This window comes from Bacillus sp. MAG717A, from assembly GCF_036884855.1.
GTDB classification, from domain to species: domain Bacteria; phylum Bacillota; class Bacilli; order Bacillales; family Bacillaceae; genus Bacillus; species Bacillus safensis.
Window position 1 is genome coordinate 2,764,378 of sequence record NZ_CP145733.1, and the last position, 15,432, is coordinate 2,779,809.

Consider the following 15,432-nt stretch of genomic DNA (forward strand, 5'->3'; position numbering starts at 1 on the left):
CCTTAACGTGACAGGCTGGTGCGGCCTTTTACAAATTTCTTTTCAAGCAGCATGGTGACTAGTTCAATGCTCATACAAATGAGCCAGTACACAATCGCAATGATTACATACACTTCAAACATGCCGATTCCATAGTTATTTCCTAAGATAATCTTCACCTGTCCCATAATATCGATGAGCCCGATCGTAAAGGCAATCGCCGTGTCTTTCACAAGATCAATGGTGTAATTTCCGAGGTTTGGAAGGGCAATGAGAAAGGCCTGTGGGATAATGATCCTGATCAAGGCCTGTGTATCTGTCATCCCAACAATGTAGGCGGCTTCAAGCTGATCTTTTCCAACTGATGAATACGCACTGCGAAAAACTTCAGATAAATAAGCGCCCGTATGTAAAGAGAACGTCATCATCACAAATAACACACGATCCCAATGGTTGATTTGAATTCCTGCCACAAGTAAAAGCTGAGGCAGTCCAAAATAAATTAAGAATAACTGAACAATTAATGGCGTACTTCGTGTAAAAGATAAATAGACAACAGCCAATTGCTTCAGCACTGGGATTTGCTTAATACGAATGCATGCAAATAAAAGTCCTATTATGATAGCGAAAAACAATGACACTACAATAATGAGAAAAGTGAGTGGCAGGCGTTCAAGCACCTGTAAAAAGATCCGCAGCCAATCTCCAGCTGTAAACGTCATGACGCTTCCTTCCTTTCTTCATATTGATAGCCTTGCTCTGAGATGTAGTCAATATCTTGAAAGAAATCAACCCCAAACCACTTTTTCGCAAGCTTAGGCAATGTTCCATCATCAATCATCTCTTGTGTAACCCGGTCCAAATCTGCTGTAAGCTGTTTCTGGCTTGGCTGTAAGACAAGATAGATAGGCTCCTTTGACACGATCCCGCCCACTTTGACCTTCAGGTTCAGATGCTGTTGAATGGTATCAAAGGTCGAAATATTCATAAAGACCGCATCGGACCGTCCGCTTTCAACGCGCTTTAAGTTGAGTTCATTTGAAGGGCTTTCAATGGTTGTCAGCGAAATATCTGGATCATGTTCTTCATTATATTGATTTAATATGGAACGCAATCCGCCGCTAGGACTGACAGGAGCCAGCTTTTTAGATGTCATATCGTCAAGTGATTGAATATCTTGGTTTGATTCATCCACAATTAAACCTGTCATCGAATAGCCGTACGGAACTTTAGGGTAAAGAAACCGCTTTTCACGTTCAGGGTTACTGAAAAACCAATTAGCTGCCATTTCAAATTTCCCTGCGCCAACACCAATTAAATTGGATTCTTCCTCGCCAAAGATGTAATCAAAATGTATGTGCGGAAGTCTTTTTTCTACTTCATTTAAATAATCAATGTTATAGCCAATTGGTTCGTTTCGGTCATTTGTCGCTAAAAAGGGTGGATTGACCTCTGCGCTCAGTGCGACTTTCACAATTTGTTTCCCATCATCTGTTGTTGTTTTTACACTGCTGCAGCCAATCAGAGCGAGGAGAAATAGGAGGACACCAGCTGTCATGAATGCTGTCTTTTGCTTCATATGTCTTCCTCCGATTCTTGCCACATTCCGCGATGGATTCTGGATAAAAATTGTTTCGTTCGTTCATGCTGTGGCTTTATCAGGACGTCTTCTGGTGAGCCTTTTTCAACAATTTCCCCATCTGCCATAAAGATCACCGTATCCGCTACGTCCTTTGCAAAGGAAATTTCATGTGTCACAATGACCATCGTCATTCCTTGGCTTGCAATATCTTTGATCATTTCAAGGATTTCTCCAACCATCTCTGGGTCCAGTGCGGACGTTGGTTCATCAAACAAAAGCACCGCAGGATTCATCGCAAGAGCGCGGGCAATTCCAATCCGCTGCTGCTGACCGCCTGATAATTCACTCGGAAATGCATCCTTTTTATGTAGCAGTCCAATCCGCGTTAAAAATTGCTCTCCAACCTTTTCTGCTTCTTTCTTAGACATGTTTTGGGACACAATCAATCCCTCTGTAATATTTTCAAGTGCTCGTTTATTTTGAAACAAGTGATAATGCTGAAATACCATGGAAGATTGCTGCCTTAGTTTTAAAAGATCTTTTTTATGATATTGTTCAAATTGAATCGTGGCTTCTCCAACAGTCAGCTCTCCTTTGTCTGGAATATCGAGGCTGTTTAAACTGCGAAGAAGTGTTGTTTTTCCTGATCCGCTCGGTCCAATAATGGCAACCACTTCACCTTCTTGTACGGAAAAATCAATGCCTTTTAACACATGGGTCTGCCCATAAGATTTATGTAGATTAGTAGCTGAGATCATAAAAGCATCACGTTCCTTTGACAGATGTACTTAATATTGATAAAATTTAACACATTAAATCCTATAAGTAAAGTGTGTTTTATTCATTCCGATTGGATAAATGAGATATCATAGATTGTGAGAAACAGAGGAGTTGGATACGTTTTGTCTAAAGCATTATTTGTCGATACCGATTTTCAAAAAACATGGCTCAATCAGCTGGAATCTCTTCGTGAAACGATTGAACAAAACGCAAAAAAACATGATGAAGGCGCTTATTTTCCTAAAAAGAATATTGAATCATTAGTAAACATGGGATATACAACCCTGTCTCTTCCTACTGAATATGGAGGCGGAGGTCAATCTGTAACAGATATGGTTCTATTTCAAGAAACGCTTGGGAGCATGGACGGAGCAACTGCCTTATCGATCGGCTGGCACCAAGGAGTTGTAGGTGAAATTTATGAAAAGAAACTATGGAATGAGAATCAGCTGCAATTCTTTGCGGAAGAAGTGAAGAAGGGCGCCCTTGTCAACCGCGCTGTGAGTGAGGCGCAGACAGGCAGCCCAACAAGAGGCGGCAAGCCTGGAACAACAGCGATTAAATCAGGTGATCGCTGGGTGATCAATGGACGTAAAATTTTCACAACGATGTCACCAGCTCTCACATACTTTTTAGTCGGTGTATGGATTGAAGAAAAAGAAGCGATGGGATTCTTCTTAATTCACCGTGATACAGAAGGTGTTTCTATAGAAGAAACATGGGATGTTGTCGGCATGAGAGGAACAGAAAGCCATGATTTAATCCTAGACCAAGTGGAAGTCCCAGATGACATGCTTGTTGAAGTGCAAAAAGGACCTCGAGGCGGTACGTTAAACCCTTGGATCGCCCATATTCCTTCCTGCTATTTAGGGATTGCGCAAGCGGCAAGAGATTATGCTGTTCAGTATGCCATTACCCATTCACCGAACAGTATTAGCGGAACGATTAGTGACCTGCCGAATGTCCAAACACTGATTGGCGAAATTGATTTACTACTAAAGCAAGCACGCCATGTCATCTATTCAACGACAACATTGTATGAACAGCCTGAGAAAAGAGAGCTGTTAATCAATGAATTCGGTGCAGTGAAGCATACAGTCGTCAATCATAGTCTGCAGGTGGTCGATAAAGCCATGCGTTTAGTCGGTGCAAAAAGCTTGAGCCTTGGCTGTCCGCTTCAGCGTTACTATCGAGATATTCGGGCTGGGCTCCATAACCCGCCAATGGATGATATGACGATTTCAAAAATCGCGAAGCAGGCTATCGAAGAGAAAAAAGAAAGCTAATATGATCAAAAAGCCGGATGAAACCGGCTTTTTTTATTTGGTAGAAAAGAGGACAAGCGTACCTTATGTCCCATCGCTCAGGCATGCTACAATTGATACAAATCATGGGAAAAGGAGCGATTTTTTTGAAGAAAAAGCATATGAAATGGCTGGTTTCCTCCATTATGCTGATGGCACTTTGTATCGGTCAGCCGTCATCAAGTGAGGGAACATCACCAGCCTGGTCAGTAGATGAATTCTTGAAAGACAGGGAAGGCACATTTGTGATACAAGAAGTAAAAGAAAAATCGCCATGGGTATATAACAAAAAAAGAGCGAACAAGCGCTTTGCCCCACAATCAACATTTAAAGTGGCAAATGCCCTCATCGGCCTCCAAACCGGCGCGGTGAGAGATGAATATGACATTAAATATTGGGACGGAGTAAAAAGAGAAATTGATAACTGGAATAAGGATCATACACTGGGCTCTGGCATGAGAGATTCAGTCGTCTGGTACTATCAAGCCATGGCGCGTGACATCGGGGAAGAACGCATGAGCCATTGGGTGAAAGCCATACAATATGGCAATGAAGACATATCTGGCGGAATCGATCAATTTTGGTTAAGCAGTTCGTTGCGCATTTCTCCAGTAGAACAAGTCCATTTCCTCAAACAGCTATATGAAGAAAGTCTCCCATTTGACCTATCTGTCATGAGAACGGTCAAACGAATGATGATACAAGAAGAAGAGAAACATGCCACCCTATACGGAAAAACAGGCTCCGGCTCAGGCATTGGCTGGTACGTAGGCTTCATCAAACATGAAAACAAAACCTACATCTTCGCCACAAATATCGAAGGCACTGGACTAGAAGCAAAAGAAATTACCTATCGTATTTTGAAAAAATATCATTTGATTGAAGCATCCGTTTAGGATGCTTTTTTATATATAAAAGGAGATATTTTGATAAGATGATGATATATGGGTTATTTTTAGAAAGTAATAGTGACATCACATGAGAAGGGGGCTTTTCCTTGAACCAGCCTGAGCACTTGTTTATTCATTCAGAAAAAGAATTCAAGTTCTATCAGAATTTAGTGGAGCATGTATTTGATCAAAATAAAGGTCTTCCACAACATGTCTTCCGTAAGAATTTTGATTGTTTTTTATTTCAAGAGTTTGATTGGGCATTAAGTGATGATATCTTACCTACAATCAAGGAGTTATCCAATTTAACACATGATGGAGAATTTTTGACCGCAGTCCTTAAACCAGATCCAGTTGATTACTATTTAAAGGAGTTTGGTTATTACAATTGGCTGAAAGCGAGTGTGAACATTTCAGGTGAGGATTATGTAAATGCACTATGGATGCACCCGAAAGGTTCCATAGCGGATAATATAATCACGAATTCGAATATAGTTGTCTGGTTATCTCATTCTTTGCAGTGGGCGATTTGGGCAGATAGAGATATGGAAATTTGTATCATAGGGTTGGTATTAAAAAAAGATTGTCTCCAAAATATTTTATTAGATGAAGAATGGAAACCATTGGATCATCCTGTTTTAGCAAATTGGTTAGAACTGTTATTTAATCAAGAGAAATTATCCAATGAATATTTCTCTCGATTTCAATCTAATTATTCCGACTTAGAGTGAGGATTTTTACTGAAGAAGGTAACACATATTTATGGGGATGTACACTATTTTTAAAATTTATCATTTCATGAGATGGAGAAAGTATATGAGAATCGTATTAGCCGAAGATTTATTCGAAGCAAATGAATTAATAAAGAAAATCAATTTAAACGTAGAAGAGTATAACTGGGTCATAAGCGATGTGACACTCACAATGCTTCATGATCGGCAAAATGAATTCCATTCAGAAGTAATGCCGGATTATACGGATTTTTTATTTCTAAAGGGTGAACATTTCAAAAAATTCTTAAATGATTATTGTTATTCTTTTATTTTCGCTGTTTTGACCGCATTGCCTCGACATGTAGATCATTTGAATATCAGTTCAATTCCTCAAATTGAAGATAATGACCGGTATTGGAACGTGAATTATACACCAGCTATCCCTCAAGCCGTGTTTGAAATGGGTTTTTTTGATTCGACAGATGTTATTTTTACAGGAGATCAGAATATTTTAAGCCAATTTCGAAAAAAAGCTGACTTTATTTCATTTGAAGAATATTTACAAACTCCGTGACACGATTCGTTAGGAGAGTGAATGTGATATTTAGTAGTTTAGAAAGATGGATCGAATGTAGCTATCATCCTCGTGGGATATGGAACTTGTACAATGTACTACTTGAAGAATTTGATAATTTAAAGACAATGAGAGAAAGGGGAAAAATCCATGAAAATCAGCCGTGATAAACAAGATTTATTCGATGATTTAAAGCAGCGTTATCAATACTTATTAGATTCCGCTTATCCAGATGATATCGTCTCTTTTGAAGAAGAAACTGGTATGCCCTCAGATGATTTTTATTTATTTTTTTCACTTGTTGCAGGCAGTTTGAGTTATGTGGTTGATCATAAACGAATACCGAAAAAACAGTTAAACGTGTTACGTCAGTCATTTGGAGAGCAATCCCCTCAAATCAAATCGTTTCAACATATCCTTGAATCGTATCCTTTATTGCATTCCTACGTTCAATACCATGAAGAAACAAGAAAACGAATCATTGCATTTATACAATAACGTCTTGGAGGACAAACAATGACATGGATTTTAGATGGAAAAATCCAGAATCAAATCCCTGATTTCGATATCAACTATCTAAAGCAAATCAATGAAATTCACTACTTTAAAGAGTATAATGAATATGACGACTTGATCAATTGTTTTGCTCTTGCACATCCCATATGAATCTAGTATCGAATTGAATGGTGCTAGTTTATCTACATATCTGCTACTTATGCTTCCCCATCCCAACACAGAAAGGTGCAATGACATTGAATCGAATCTTGAAATGGCTCTTATTTGCAGCAGTCATCGCTGGTTTATTGGTATGCGCATTCTTTGTGTTCCGTTTCAACCAGCCTAAGCCGACAACCAATATCCATTATGCAGACACACAAAATAAACAGCAAACACTCGATATGTATATGCCGAAGGGCAAAGATGAAGATAAAAAGAAGAAGCATCCAGTGATGATCTATCTCCATGGCGGCGGCTGGACGGGCGGCGATAAGAATAGAGTCGCTTCTAAAGCTGATTATTTTACAGGTCAAGGGTATGTGTTTGTTTCAATGAATTACAGGCTTCACCCTGATGCAAACTATGAGCAGATGGCAGATGATACGGCAAACGCCATTAAATGGGTGAAGGATCATGCGGATGAATATCAAATCGATTCATCCAAAATCAATGTCATGGGTCACTCAGCGGGCGGTCATTTGACGGCGCTGGTTGCCACAGATTCGACCTACTTAAAACGTGTAGGGCTGTCGCCAAAAACGATCAATTCCATTGTTGTTCTAGACGGGCCGTTAAACCTCAATCAATTTATACAAGCCATCCCATCGTATAAAAAAGTCTTTGGCAAACAAAAGGAGAATTGGACAAAGGCATCACCTGTCACTTATATGAATCAAAAGAATGTACTGCCTGTTTATTTGGTCACGGGCTGGGAAAATCCTGAGGTGTACCGATTTGCAGAAAAACTGAATCATGATAAAGGCTCTCGGTTTGTTTTTCGGGTGCATACGCTGAGCCACAGTGACCTGAATAAATGGTTTGGATCAGACAGAGCGCCAAAAGAAGCACAAAAAATGACAGAGGCTGTGATGGCTTTTGTTAAAAAACAAAATCAATAACGAAGACCATATGTTCGACAATCCATTTTGTTGCAGTTATGATAAAACCTAAGTGGTTTGTTATTAAAGGAGTGTATGTCGTTGTCATCACGAATGGAAAATAAAGTGTTTAACTGCGAAAAAGAGCTGACGCTGAATATAATCGGCGGTAAGTGGAAAATGCTGATTTTATGGCACCTTGGCAGAGAAGGGACAAAACGTTTTGGTGAGTTAAAGTCGTTAATGCCAGGGATTACGCAAAGAATGCTTGTCAATCAGCTAAGAGAATTAGAGGAAGATCACATTGTGCACCGGGAGGTTTATCCTGTCGTCCCGCCAAAGGTTGAGTATTCTCTCACAGAACTAGGAGAAAGCTTAATGCCGATTTTAGAGGCGATGTATGATTGGGGAAAACAATATCTCGACAGCAATTTCTTAAAAGATGATAAATAGAAAGACTACCGATTGTAGACAAAGGGCTAAAATTACTTTATTTAGCCCTTTGTCTTTACCCTGAGATACTGGCCAAAAGACAGTATCTTTTTTGTAACCATATGCGGAAAAGTATAGTATGTAAAAAAAAAGTGCGTACTTACATTGCGTCATTCCTGTTGTTATACTCATTTCATCGTTCAAGATGCATCATCCGCGGAGCTCTTGAAGATGAGATGAAAAACGGGAGTGAAAGTTGATGAAATTACAATTAGCATTAGATTTAGTGAATATACCAGAGGCAATTGAGCTGATCAAAGAAGTAGAAGCATCCATTGATGTGGTCGAAATTGGGACACCTGTTGTAATTAACGAAGGGCTTCGTGCTGTAAAAGAAGTCAAGAAGGCTTTTCCGAATTTACATGTACTCGCTGATCTAAAAATTATGGATGCTGCCGGCTATGAAGTGCAGCAGGCATCTGAAGCTGGAGCAGATATCGTCACCATTCTTGCAGCGGCAGAAGACATGTCCATTCAAGGAGCGGTGAAAGAAGCGAAAGCAAGAGGAAAACAAATTTTAGTTGATATGATTGGCATCAAAGATATCGCAGGCCGTGCAAAAGAGCTGGATGCGCTTGGAGTCGATTATATTTGTGTGCATACAGGCTATGACCTGCAAGCGGTTGGTCAAAATTCATTTGCTGATCTTATGACGATTAAAGAAGTTGTCAAGCAAGCGAAAACAGCGATTGCAGGTGGAATTAAGCTTGATACGTTACCTGAAGTCGTGAAATTAAACCCTGATTTAATCATTGTCGGCGGCGGTATCGCAAGCCAAGACAATAAAGCAGAAGTGGCTGCACAAATGAAGCAGCTGATCGCACAATCATGAAGACCAGCGACTATGTGAAAGCCATTTTAAATGAGCTTTCTGATCATTCGTCTGCCATTCAAGACGAACAAGCAGAGTGCCTGGTCACAAGTATTTTATCTGCACAAAAAGTCTTTGTGACAGGTGCAGGCAGATCTGGCTTGATGGGAAAATCGTTTGCGATGAGACTTACGCATATTGGCGTCAAGGCATATGTAATTGGAGAAACGAATACGCCTTCCTTTACAGAAGAGGATCTTTTGATTGTCGGGAGCGGATCTGGCCGTACAGAGTCTTTACTTGTCCTTGCAAAAAAGGCAAAAGCAATTGGCGGAAAAGTGGCAGCGTTCACGCTTTCTGCTGAGTCACCTTTAGCTGATCTATCGGATGAATTCATCTTATTGTCAGGTGCACCGAAGGATCAACAGGAAGGAAACCATCATACCATTCAGCCAATGGGCTCACTATTTGAGCAGTCGCTTCTTCTGACATACGATGCGGTCATTTTAAGGTTAATGGAAATAAAAGAGCTTGACACACATAAAATGTACGGACACCATGCAAATTTAGAATAGGTATTTTCAAAGCCTTTCCTTTCTTAAAAGGAGAGGCTTTTTCATTTAAATCAAGATCAGAATCTTGACATCATCTAATTGATGTAACTATAATTGTTACATCGTTGAAGAAAAAGTGCAGCACGGAAGGAAGATGAAGATGAAAGTACAAATTTGGTCAGATATCGCCTGTCCTTTTTGTTATATAGGAAAAAAACAGCTGGAAACAGCGCTAGAACAATTTCCAGAGAAGAAACAGGTAGAGATAGAGTTTAAAAGCTTTGAGCTTGATCCGCACGCACCTGTTGATGTCGATCATGACGTTCACGATATGCTTGTCAAAAAATATGGTATGAGCCGCAGCCAGGCCATGGCGATGAATGAGCAGGTGAAGCAGGCTGGTAAAGAGAAAGGAATCGATTTTCAATTCGATCCGCTCGTGTTGACAAACACTTTTGATGCTCATCGATTGGCGCAATATGCTGGTCAAAAGGGGAAAGGTGATTTCGTCATGGGAGAGCTGTTTCAAGCGTATTTTACAGATGGAAAGCATGTTGGTGACCGTCAAACTCTTTTAGACATTGCAGAAAAAGCTGGTCTTGATGAGAAGGAAGTACAGCAAGTTTTGGGCGGCGAAGCATTTGCCGATCATGTCCGAAAAGACGAACAAGAAGCGAGACAGCTTGGTATCAATGCTGTTCCGTTTTTCTTGATCAATGACAAGTATTCAGTTGCAGGTGCACAGCCAGCCGATACGTTCCTGCGTGCACTTGAAACAGCTTGGAAAGAGGAAGCAGCTCAAGCTGAGAAAACGGCTGCCACTTCATTTGAAGCGGCATGTGCAAATGGCGTATGCGCAGTACCTACCCCTAAAGAAGAAGCGTAATAGGCAAATTCCCTATCTTTCTAAAAGATGGGGATTTTTGTTGATTTAATATAAAGTTTGCTTCATAATTAAGGTATATTAATTATGAAGGTGATAAAAGTGATATCCAAAACAGCTATGATCCAAGAGCTAAACAATATCGAAGCTCGCATCCATCAAAAGCTCCGATTAGAGTTTGAAGAATTATTTGTAGATGAGTTAACCGATAAGCAGCATATTGTACTGAATTTTATTGAGCAGAAAGGGGGAAGTTCTCCTATTCAAATTGCCCAGCAATTAGGTATCACTCAAAGTGCAGTGAGTCAATTGTTAAACACGCTTGAAAAAAAAGAATGGATTTGCCGCAGCATTAACCCGCATAATCGGAGGGAATTGCATGTTGAACTTTCTGAGAAGGCCATAACGTACCTAGAGAATATGAGAAAGGTAGAGCTTGCGATTATTGAAAAATATTATTCAGCATTATCCTTCGATGAGATCTCCACATTGACATCGATTTATGAAAAGCTTGATCAATTGATCCCACATCAAAACGAAGAGAAAGGATGAGAATGAATGACGCTCAAACAAGAAGTACAGAGAATCGCTTCCTCTTATACAGAGAAAAAGAAGGACGCACTGCTTGTGATCGGATTGATTCATCAAGGGGAAACACATGTCTTTCATTTCGGGGATCACCCTATACAAAAGCGAGTGGAGCCAGAGGATGTCATTTTTGAGATTGGCTCGATTTCAAAAGTCTTTACGACAAGTATATTGTCAAGCATGTTGCAAAAAGGGCAGATAAAACTCGATGATTCGATTTCACTGTATTGTCCTCATATTCGAAAGAATCATCCCATTCAAATAGAGCAGCTGGCAACTCATACGTCTGGACTTCCTCCGCATCGTCTTCTTAGAGATTTGCAGCTATGCTTCCTTCCTAAAGTGAGAAGAGATATGTTCTGTCAATATTCACTCGATGAATTAATGAAACTGTTAAACTCGAAAAAGTGGAATCAGCCAAAAAGCTTTCCATCTCGTTATTCCAATGTGGGTGTGGGGCTGCTTGGTTTAATCATGGGCTGGTCTCGTCACAAAACATATGAACAGCTATTGATGGAATATATCGTGGATGAGCTTCATCTATCAAGTACCTTTATTGCTATCAAGGATGATATAAAATCAAAGATGATCTTAGGTCATCGAGAAAATGGTAAAGAGGTTCCGCCGCTTCATATGCTTGACTATCAAGGAGCTGGCGCTATTCGCTCGACCATCACAGATTTATTGTCATTTCTCTCGGCCCATCTACACGCAGATGCGGATTCTTTTTGGAAACTCACGCATGAACCAAGACGGGATATGGGCAGGAACATGTCAATGGGACTCGGCTGGGTCATCGATGACACAGGACTCATTTGCCATAATGGGGCGACGTCGGGATTCTCCAGCTTTATGGGCTTCCGCCCGCATTCCAAAGCAGGCGTGGTCGTTTTATCCAACTACCGTAATCGAATCACGCAAGACTCTCCCGATCGTATAGCGTATGATCTGATGGATATGCTGGAATCTTAAATAAAATGAGCCACCTGAGGCAAGGGCTCATTTTATTCGTTTGATCGTTTCACCTGGAACCAATTCAGGCTCGTAAAACGTTTGATCAGGGAGATTCTTTTTCCCTTGTACTTTTTTAATCATCCAGTCTGCTGCATCACGGCCCATTTGCTCCTGTGGATGGGTCAGTGTTGTCAGCTTCACATGGGCATTTTTCTGGGCAATATACGAATTATCCTGTCCAATAATCGAGAGATCATCTGGAATGGACAGCCCGATTTCGCTGCATACATTGGCTACTTCTAAACCCACCTCATCGTTATAGCAAACAAGAGCAGTCAGCTCATGCTGGTGCGCCATCAGGAATGTGTGAATTTGCTCTCCCAAATGCTGCTTCGATTCTGTATCGAAAAAGAGCACATGCTCAGGCAGGAAATTAAGCTTCGCTTCACCTAGCGCTTGAATATAGCCCTTCATTCGATATTTTCCCTGTAAATCATCTGTTTTTGAAATAAGTCCAATTTGCTGATGGCCTGAGGTGATCAGCTCTTTTGTGGCTAAATAGCTGGATTTTACATCATCTAAACAGAGAAAAGGAACCTCTAGCTGCTCATAATAGGCATTGATCATAATGAGCGGTACATCCTGTTCTTTAAAGGATAAGTAGTACGAAATGTTTGGATTATATAAATTGCTTTTCGTCGGCTCGACAATAAGTCCGTCCACCCCAAAAGACAGCATCATCTCCAGCGCTTTTTTCTCCTGCTCAACATCGTTATTTGTACTTGCCAGTAACAAGGAATAGTTCTCTTCGTTTAATCGGCTTTCAATGCCTCGAATGATAGAAGGGAAAATGTAATCGGATATGTATGTTGTAATGACCCCAATCGTTTTCATATGTGCATGTCCCGCAGGTTTTGTTTGATATTGATTGGTCACAAATGTGCCTGAACCTTTTTCGCTGCGCAAAAATCCTTCGCTGGACAATTCCAAAATGGCTTTTCGAACTGTATGTCTGCTTACTTGATACATGTCTTGCAGGCTTGATTCGGTTGGAATGCGCTCCCCGATCCGATAATCCCCTGTGAGTATTTTGCTTTTTATATCATCAATAATGATCTGGTACTTCTTTTTCATCGTTTCACTTCTTTCTCAGTTGATCATCTACTCGGATTGAGAAGAAATTGTATGGACATATTTTAACATGGTTGTCGAATCAAAAACAGGCGCTTTCCTTTTCAGTCATGACCCCTCCAGAAAAAATGCAGGTTTTTGTCACATTATGTATGTACAACTATATTTATTATTGACATATGTACGTACAAATATTATATTGTGATTGTACCAGAGAATCAATGAATCTAGAAAAACAAAATTGAAACCGCTATCAAAATGGGGGTGAACGTAGATTGAATCATAAAGAGACGGCCAAAGCCTTGAAAGAAGGACGGACATCTTTAGGCATTGAATTTGGTTCAACACGAATTAAAGCGATTTTAATAGATGAGGAATTTCAGCCAATTGCACAAGGTGCATATGAATGGGAAAGTTTTCTCCAGGATGGAATTTGGACGTACAACTTAATTGATATCATTACAGGTCTGCAAGTGGCCTATCGAGAGATGAAAGAACAGGCCGAGCAAAAGTATGGTGTGACCATTCAAACCATTGGCTCAATCGGGGTATCAGCGATGATGCATGGTTATGTGGCATGTGATCATACAGGAGAGGTTCTCGTTCCGTTCCGAACATGGCGGAATGCAACGACCATCGAGGCGAGTCAAAAGCTGACAGATGTATTTCAATTTCATATTCCAGAAAGATGGAGCATTGCCCATTTGTATCAAGCGGTATTAGAAGAGGAAAAACATCTATCCCGATTAGAATATATGACCACTTTGTCTGGATATATTCACTGGCTGTTAACCGGAAAGCAGGCCATTGGTATTGGCGATGCGTCAGGGATGTTTCCAATTGATGACGAAACGAAGGACTACAATGAAGAAATGCTCCAGCAATTTGAAGCATTGATTGCAGAAAAAGGCTACCCGTGGAAGCTTCGCCACCTTCTCCCGCGTGTCTATTTAGCAGGCGAAGAGGCAGGCGTGTTAACGGCAGCAGGAGCAGCCATTTTGGATCAAGGAAAACATTTGCAGCCAGGCATTCCATTTTGCCCGCCGGAAGGTGACGCTGGAACGGGAATGGTGGCAACAAACAGTGTAGAAAGACGGACTGGGAATATTTCTGTTGGGACATCGGTTTTTGCCATGATTGTCCTGGAGCAGGATCTAAAAGGTATGTATCCAGAAGTGGATCTTGTCACGACACCGGATGGACTGCCAGTTGCCATGGTTCATGCGAATAACTGTACAAGTGACCTAAACGCTTGGATGAATATATTCAGAGAGGCATTTGAAGCACTAGGCATGCAAGTGGAGTCAGAAAGGTTATACGAATCGTTATTGCAGCAATCTTTAGAAGCAGATCGAGATGGCGGCGGTCTCTTAAGCTATGGCTATTACTCTGGTGAAAATATTACGAGACTGCCAGAAGGAAGACCTCTTTTTGTCAGGTCTCCTGAAAGCCGCTTTAACCTCGCTAATTTCATGCGCACCCATTTGTTCTCCGCTTTTGGTGCTATGAAAATAGGCATGGACCGGTTAAAGGAACAGGAACATGTAGTGATTGACCGCTTACTAGGGCATGGGGGATTATTTAAAACACCGCTCGTTGGACAAAAAATGGTTGCCGCAGCGCTGAATACACCTGTATCAGTCGTTTCAACAGCGGGAGAAGGTGGTGCGTTTGGGATGGCGGTCCTTGCTTCATATATGGTCCATCATCAGCAGCAAACATTGGCTGAATTTCTTACCCAACGAGTATTTGCCCATACATCAGAAGAACTCATGGAGCCCGATCCACTCGATGTCAAAGGCTTTGATGAATTTTTAAAGCGCTATCAAAAGGGGCTTCCGATTGAAGAAGCGGCAGTAGCGCATCTGCTGCCAAAGAAAGGAGTGACGACGGTATGCTAGATCGCTTAAAAGAAGAAGTGTATCAAGCAAATTTAGATTTGCCAAAATACGGACTTGTGAAATTTACATGGGGCAATGTCAGTGCATGTGATCGTGACAGTGGTTTGTTTGTGATTAAGCCGAGCGGCATAGCGTATGACCAGCTATCAGCAAAAGATATGGTCGTGGTGAACTTTGACGGTGAAGTGGTGGAAGGAGAATTCAGTCCTTCGTCAGATACAGCTACACATGCAGTTCTTTACAAACACTTTGAGGAAATAGGGGGCATTTCACATAGCCATTCTATGTGGGCAACTGTTTGGGCGCAGGCAGGTCTTGATTTACCAGCAATGGGCACAACACATGCCGATACATTTTACGGCGCCGTTCCGTGCGCTCGTTTTCTGACAGAAGAAGAAGTCAATCGCGGTTATGAGGTAGAGACCGGCCGGCTGATCATCGAAACGTTTGAGAAAAGAAACCTAGATGTCATGGCGGTGCCGGGTGTATTGCTTCAAGGGCATGGTCCGTTTACATGGGGGAAGGATGCAAAAAGTGCGGTCACAAACAGTGTGATTTTAGATGAAGTTGCCAAAATGAACCTTTTTGCCAAGCAATTGAACGAATTTGCGGAGCCATTGCCGCAGCGAATTTTAGATAAACATTACTTAAGAAAACATGGAAAGCATGCGTATTACGGACAAAAACCTTCAAGATAAAGA

At 41.0% G+C, this 15,432-nt stretch carries 19 protein-coding genes; 15 read left to right on the forward strand and 4 right to left on the reverse strand.

The genetic code is table 11. The annotated features are described in order from the left end of the window. Window positions 1–2: 2 nt before the first annotated feature. From V6Z54_RS14195 to V6Z54_RS14205, 3 genes are read right to left on the reverse strand one after another with little or no spacing between them, the layout of a single operon-like run. Window positions 3–701, reverse strand: a complete 699-nt coding sequence (locus V6Z54_RS14195) for an amino acid ABC transporter permease (protein ID WP_041086347.1) — start codon at window positions 699–701, stop codon at window positions 3–5. Next, entirely contained in the window at window positions 698–1,558 is an 861-nt protein-coding gene (locus tag V6Z54_RS14200; RefSeq protein ID WP_073979775.1) for an amino acid ABC transporter substrate-binding protein, read from the reverse strand. Before V6Z54_RS14200 ends, V6Z54_RS14195 begins: the two co-directional genes overlap by 4 nt. Beyond that, complete coding sequence (locus V6Z54_RS14205) at window positions 1,555–2,319, reverse strand: amino acid ABC transporter ATP-binding protein (RefSeq protein WP_041086341.1); 765 nt, start codon at window positions 2,317–2,319, stop codon at window positions 1,555–1,557. Before V6Z54_RS14205 ends, V6Z54_RS14200 begins: the two co-directional genes overlap by 4 nt. A 144-nt stretch (window positions 2,320–2,463) precedes the next feature. Between V6Z54_RS14205 and V6Z54_RS14210 the strand changes: the two genes are divergently transcribed. The 13 genes from V6Z54_RS14210 to V6Z54_RS14270 all read left to right on the forward strand — a co-directional run bounded on the left by V6Z54_RS14210 (window position 2,464) and on the right by V6Z54_RS14270 (window position 11,717). Next, window positions 2,464–3,627, forward strand: a complete 1,164-nt coding sequence (locus V6Z54_RS14210) for an acyl-CoA dehydrogenase family protein (RefSeq protein ID WP_073979773.1) — start codon at window positions 2,464–2,466, stop codon at window positions 3,625–3,627. 125 nt (window positions 3,628–3,752) lie between these two features. Further along, window positions 3,753–4,541: a BPU family class D beta-lactamase gene (blaBPU, locus tag V6Z54_RS14215; protein ID WP_269103241.1), complete on the forward strand. Its 789-nt coding sequence runs from the start codon at window positions 3,753–3,755 to the stop codon at window positions 4,539–4,541. Between the two features lie 101 nt (window positions 4,542–4,642). Continuing rightward, window positions 4,643–5,266: a hypothetical protein gene (locus V6Z54_RS14220; protein WP_269103242.1), complete on the forward strand. Its 624-nt coding sequence runs from the start codon at window positions 4,643–4,645 to the stop codon at window positions 5,264–5,266. 85 nt (window positions 5,267–5,351) lie between these two features. Then, on the forward strand, window positions 5,352–5,822 hold the full coding sequence (locus V6Z54_RS14225) for a hypothetical protein (protein WP_041086334.1): 471 nt from the start codon (window positions 5,352–5,354) through the stop codon (window positions 5,820–5,822). Window positions 5,823–5,972: 150 nt separating this feature from the next. Then, window positions 5,973–6,320: a YxiJ family protein gene (locus tag V6Z54_RS14230; RefSeq protein WP_041086332.1), complete on the forward strand. Its 348-nt coding sequence runs from the start codon at window positions 5,973–5,975 to the stop codon at window positions 6,318–6,320. Window positions 6,321–6,338: 18 nt separating this feature from the next. Beyond that, window positions 6,339–6,488: a hypothetical protein gene (locus V6Z54_RS14235; RefSeq protein WP_175297152.1), complete on the forward strand. Its 150-nt coding sequence runs from the start codon at window positions 6,339–6,341 to the stop codon at window positions 6,486–6,488. An 80-nt stretch (window positions 6,489–6,568) separates the two neighbouring features. Beyond that, a complete protein-coding gene (locus V6Z54_RS14240; RefSeq protein WP_041086329.1) occupies window positions 6,569–7,438 on the forward strand; it encodes an alpha/beta hydrolase in 870 nt (289 codons plus the stop codon). Between the two features lie 75 nt (window positions 7,439–7,513). Next, complete coding sequence (locus V6Z54_RS14245) at window positions 7,514–7,870, forward strand: winged helix-turn-helix transcriptional regulator (protein WP_012010675.1); 357 nt, start codon at window positions 7,514–7,516, stop codon at window positions 7,868–7,870. Window positions 7,871–8,108: 238 nt separating this feature from the next. Continuing rightward, a complete protein-coding gene (gene hxlA / locus V6Z54_RS14250; RefSeq protein WP_073979770.1) occupies window positions 8,109–8,741 on the forward strand; it encodes a 3-hexulose-6-phosphate synthase in 633 nt (210 codons plus the stop codon). Continuing rightward, entirely contained in the window at window positions 8,738–9,295 is a 558-nt protein-coding gene (gene hxlB, locus V6Z54_RS14255) for a 6-phospho-3-hexuloisomerase (RefSeq protein WP_338527439.1), read from the forward strand. Before hxlA ends, hxlB begins: the two co-directional genes overlap by 4 nt. 139 nt (window positions 9,296–9,434) lie before the next feature. Further along, window positions 9,435–10,160: a DsbA family oxidoreductase gene (locus V6Z54_RS14260; RefSeq protein ID WP_075611675.1), complete on the forward strand. Its 726-nt coding sequence runs from the start codon at window positions 9,435–9,437 to the stop codon at window positions 10,158–10,160. 84 nt (window positions 10,161–10,244) lie between these two features. Further along, a complete protein-coding gene (locus V6Z54_RS14265) occupies window positions 10,245–10,709 on the forward strand; it encodes a MarR family transcriptional regulator (protein ID WP_241768910.1) in 465 nt (154 codons plus the stop codon). A gap of 6 nt (window positions 10,710–10,715) precedes the next feature. Then, the gene (locus tag V6Z54_RS14270) at window positions 10,716–11,717 is read left to right on the forward strand and encodes a serine hydrolase (RefSeq protein ID WP_338527440.1); all 1,002 of its coding nucleotides are present in this window, start codon (window positions 10,716–10,718) and stop codon (window positions 11,715–11,717) included. A 27-nt stretch (window positions 11,718–11,744) separates the two neighbouring features. Here the strand turns inward: V6Z54_RS14270 and V6Z54_RS14275 are convergent, their stop codons facing one another. Continuing rightward, window positions 11,745–12,833, reverse strand: coding sequence for a GntR family transcriptional regulator (locus tag V6Z54_RS14275; RefSeq protein WP_024423077.1), 1,089 nt, complete (start codon window positions 12,831–12,833; stop codon window positions 11,745–11,747). 272 nt (window positions 12,834–13,105) lie between these two features. Between V6Z54_RS14275 and V6Z54_RS14280 the strand changes: the two genes are divergently transcribed. Together V6Z54_RS14280 and V6Z54_RS14285 are read left to right on the forward strand one after the other, a co-directional pair. After that, on the forward strand, window positions 13,106–14,731 hold the full coding sequence (locus V6Z54_RS14280) for an FGGY-family carbohydrate kinase (protein ID WP_075611674.1): 1,626 nt from the start codon (window positions 13,106–13,108) through the stop codon (window positions 14,729–14,731). Continuing rightward, window positions 14,725–15,429, forward strand: a complete 705-nt coding sequence (locus V6Z54_RS14285) for an L-ribulose-5-phosphate 4-epimerase (protein ID WP_039180113.1) — start codon at window positions 14,725–14,727, stop codon at window positions 15,427–15,429. The genes V6Z54_RS14280 and V6Z54_RS14285 overlap by 7 nt, the downstream gene beginning before the upstream one ends. Window positions 15,430–15,432 lie beyond the last annotated feature (3 nt).

Coding starts and splice junctions, on each gene's coding strand:
- V6Z54_RS14195 (WP_041086347.1), bottom strand. CDS start 701: ATGACGTTTACAGCTGGAGATTGGCTGCGGATCTTTTTACAGGTGCTT.
- V6Z54_RS14200 (WP_073979775.1), bottom strand. CDS start 1,558: ATGAAGCAAAAGACAGCATTCATGACAGCTGGTGTCCTCCTATTTCTC.
- V6Z54_RS14205 (WP_041086341.1), bottom strand. CDS start 2,319: ATGATCTCAGCTACTAATCTACATAAATCTTATGGGCAGACCCATGTG.
- V6Z54_RS14225 (WP_041086334.1), top strand. CDS start 5,352: ATGAGAATCGTATTAGCCGAAGATTTATTCGAAGCAAATGAATTAATA.
- V6Z54_RS14230 (WP_041086332.1), top strand. CDS start 5,973: ATGAAAATCAGCCGTGATAAACAAGATTTATTCGATGATTTAAAGCAG.
- V6Z54_RS14235 (WP_175297152.1), top strand. CDS start 6,339: ATGACATGGATTTTAGATGGAAAAATCCAGAATCAAATCCCTGATTTC.
- V6Z54_RS14240 (WP_041086329.1), top strand. CDS start 6,569: ATGACATTGAATCGAATCTTGAAATGGCTCTTATTTGCAGCAGTCATC.
- V6Z54_RS14245 (WP_012010675.1), top strand. CDS start 7,514: ATGTCGTTGTCATCACGAATGGAAAATAAAGTGTTTAACTGCGAAAAA.
- hxlA (WP_073979770.1), top strand. CDS start 8,109: ATGAAATTACAATTAGCATTAGATTTAGTGAATATACCAGAGGCAATT.
- hxlB (WP_338527439.1), top strand. CDS start 8,738: ATGAAGACCAGCGACTATGTGAAAGCCATTTTAAATGAGCTTTCTGAT.
- V6Z54_RS14260 (WP_075611675.1), top strand. CDS start 9,435: ATGAAAGTACAAATTTGGTCAGATATCGCCTGTCCTTTTTGTTATATA.
- V6Z54_RS14265 (WP_241768910.1), top strand. CDS start 10,245: ATGAAGGTGATAAAAGTGATATCCAAAACAGCTATGATCCAAGAGCTA.
- V6Z54_RS14270 (WP_338527440.1), top strand. CDS start 10,716: ATGACGCTCAAACAAGAAGTACAGAGAATCGCTTCCTCTTATACAGAG.
- V6Z54_RS14275 (WP_024423077.1), bottom strand. CDS start 12,833: ATGAAAAAGAAGTACCAGATCATTATTGATGATATAAAAAGCAAAATA.
- V6Z54_RS14285 (WP_039180113.1), top strand. CDS start 14,725: ATGCTAGATCGCTTAAAAGAAGAAGTGTATCAAGCAAATTTAGATTTG.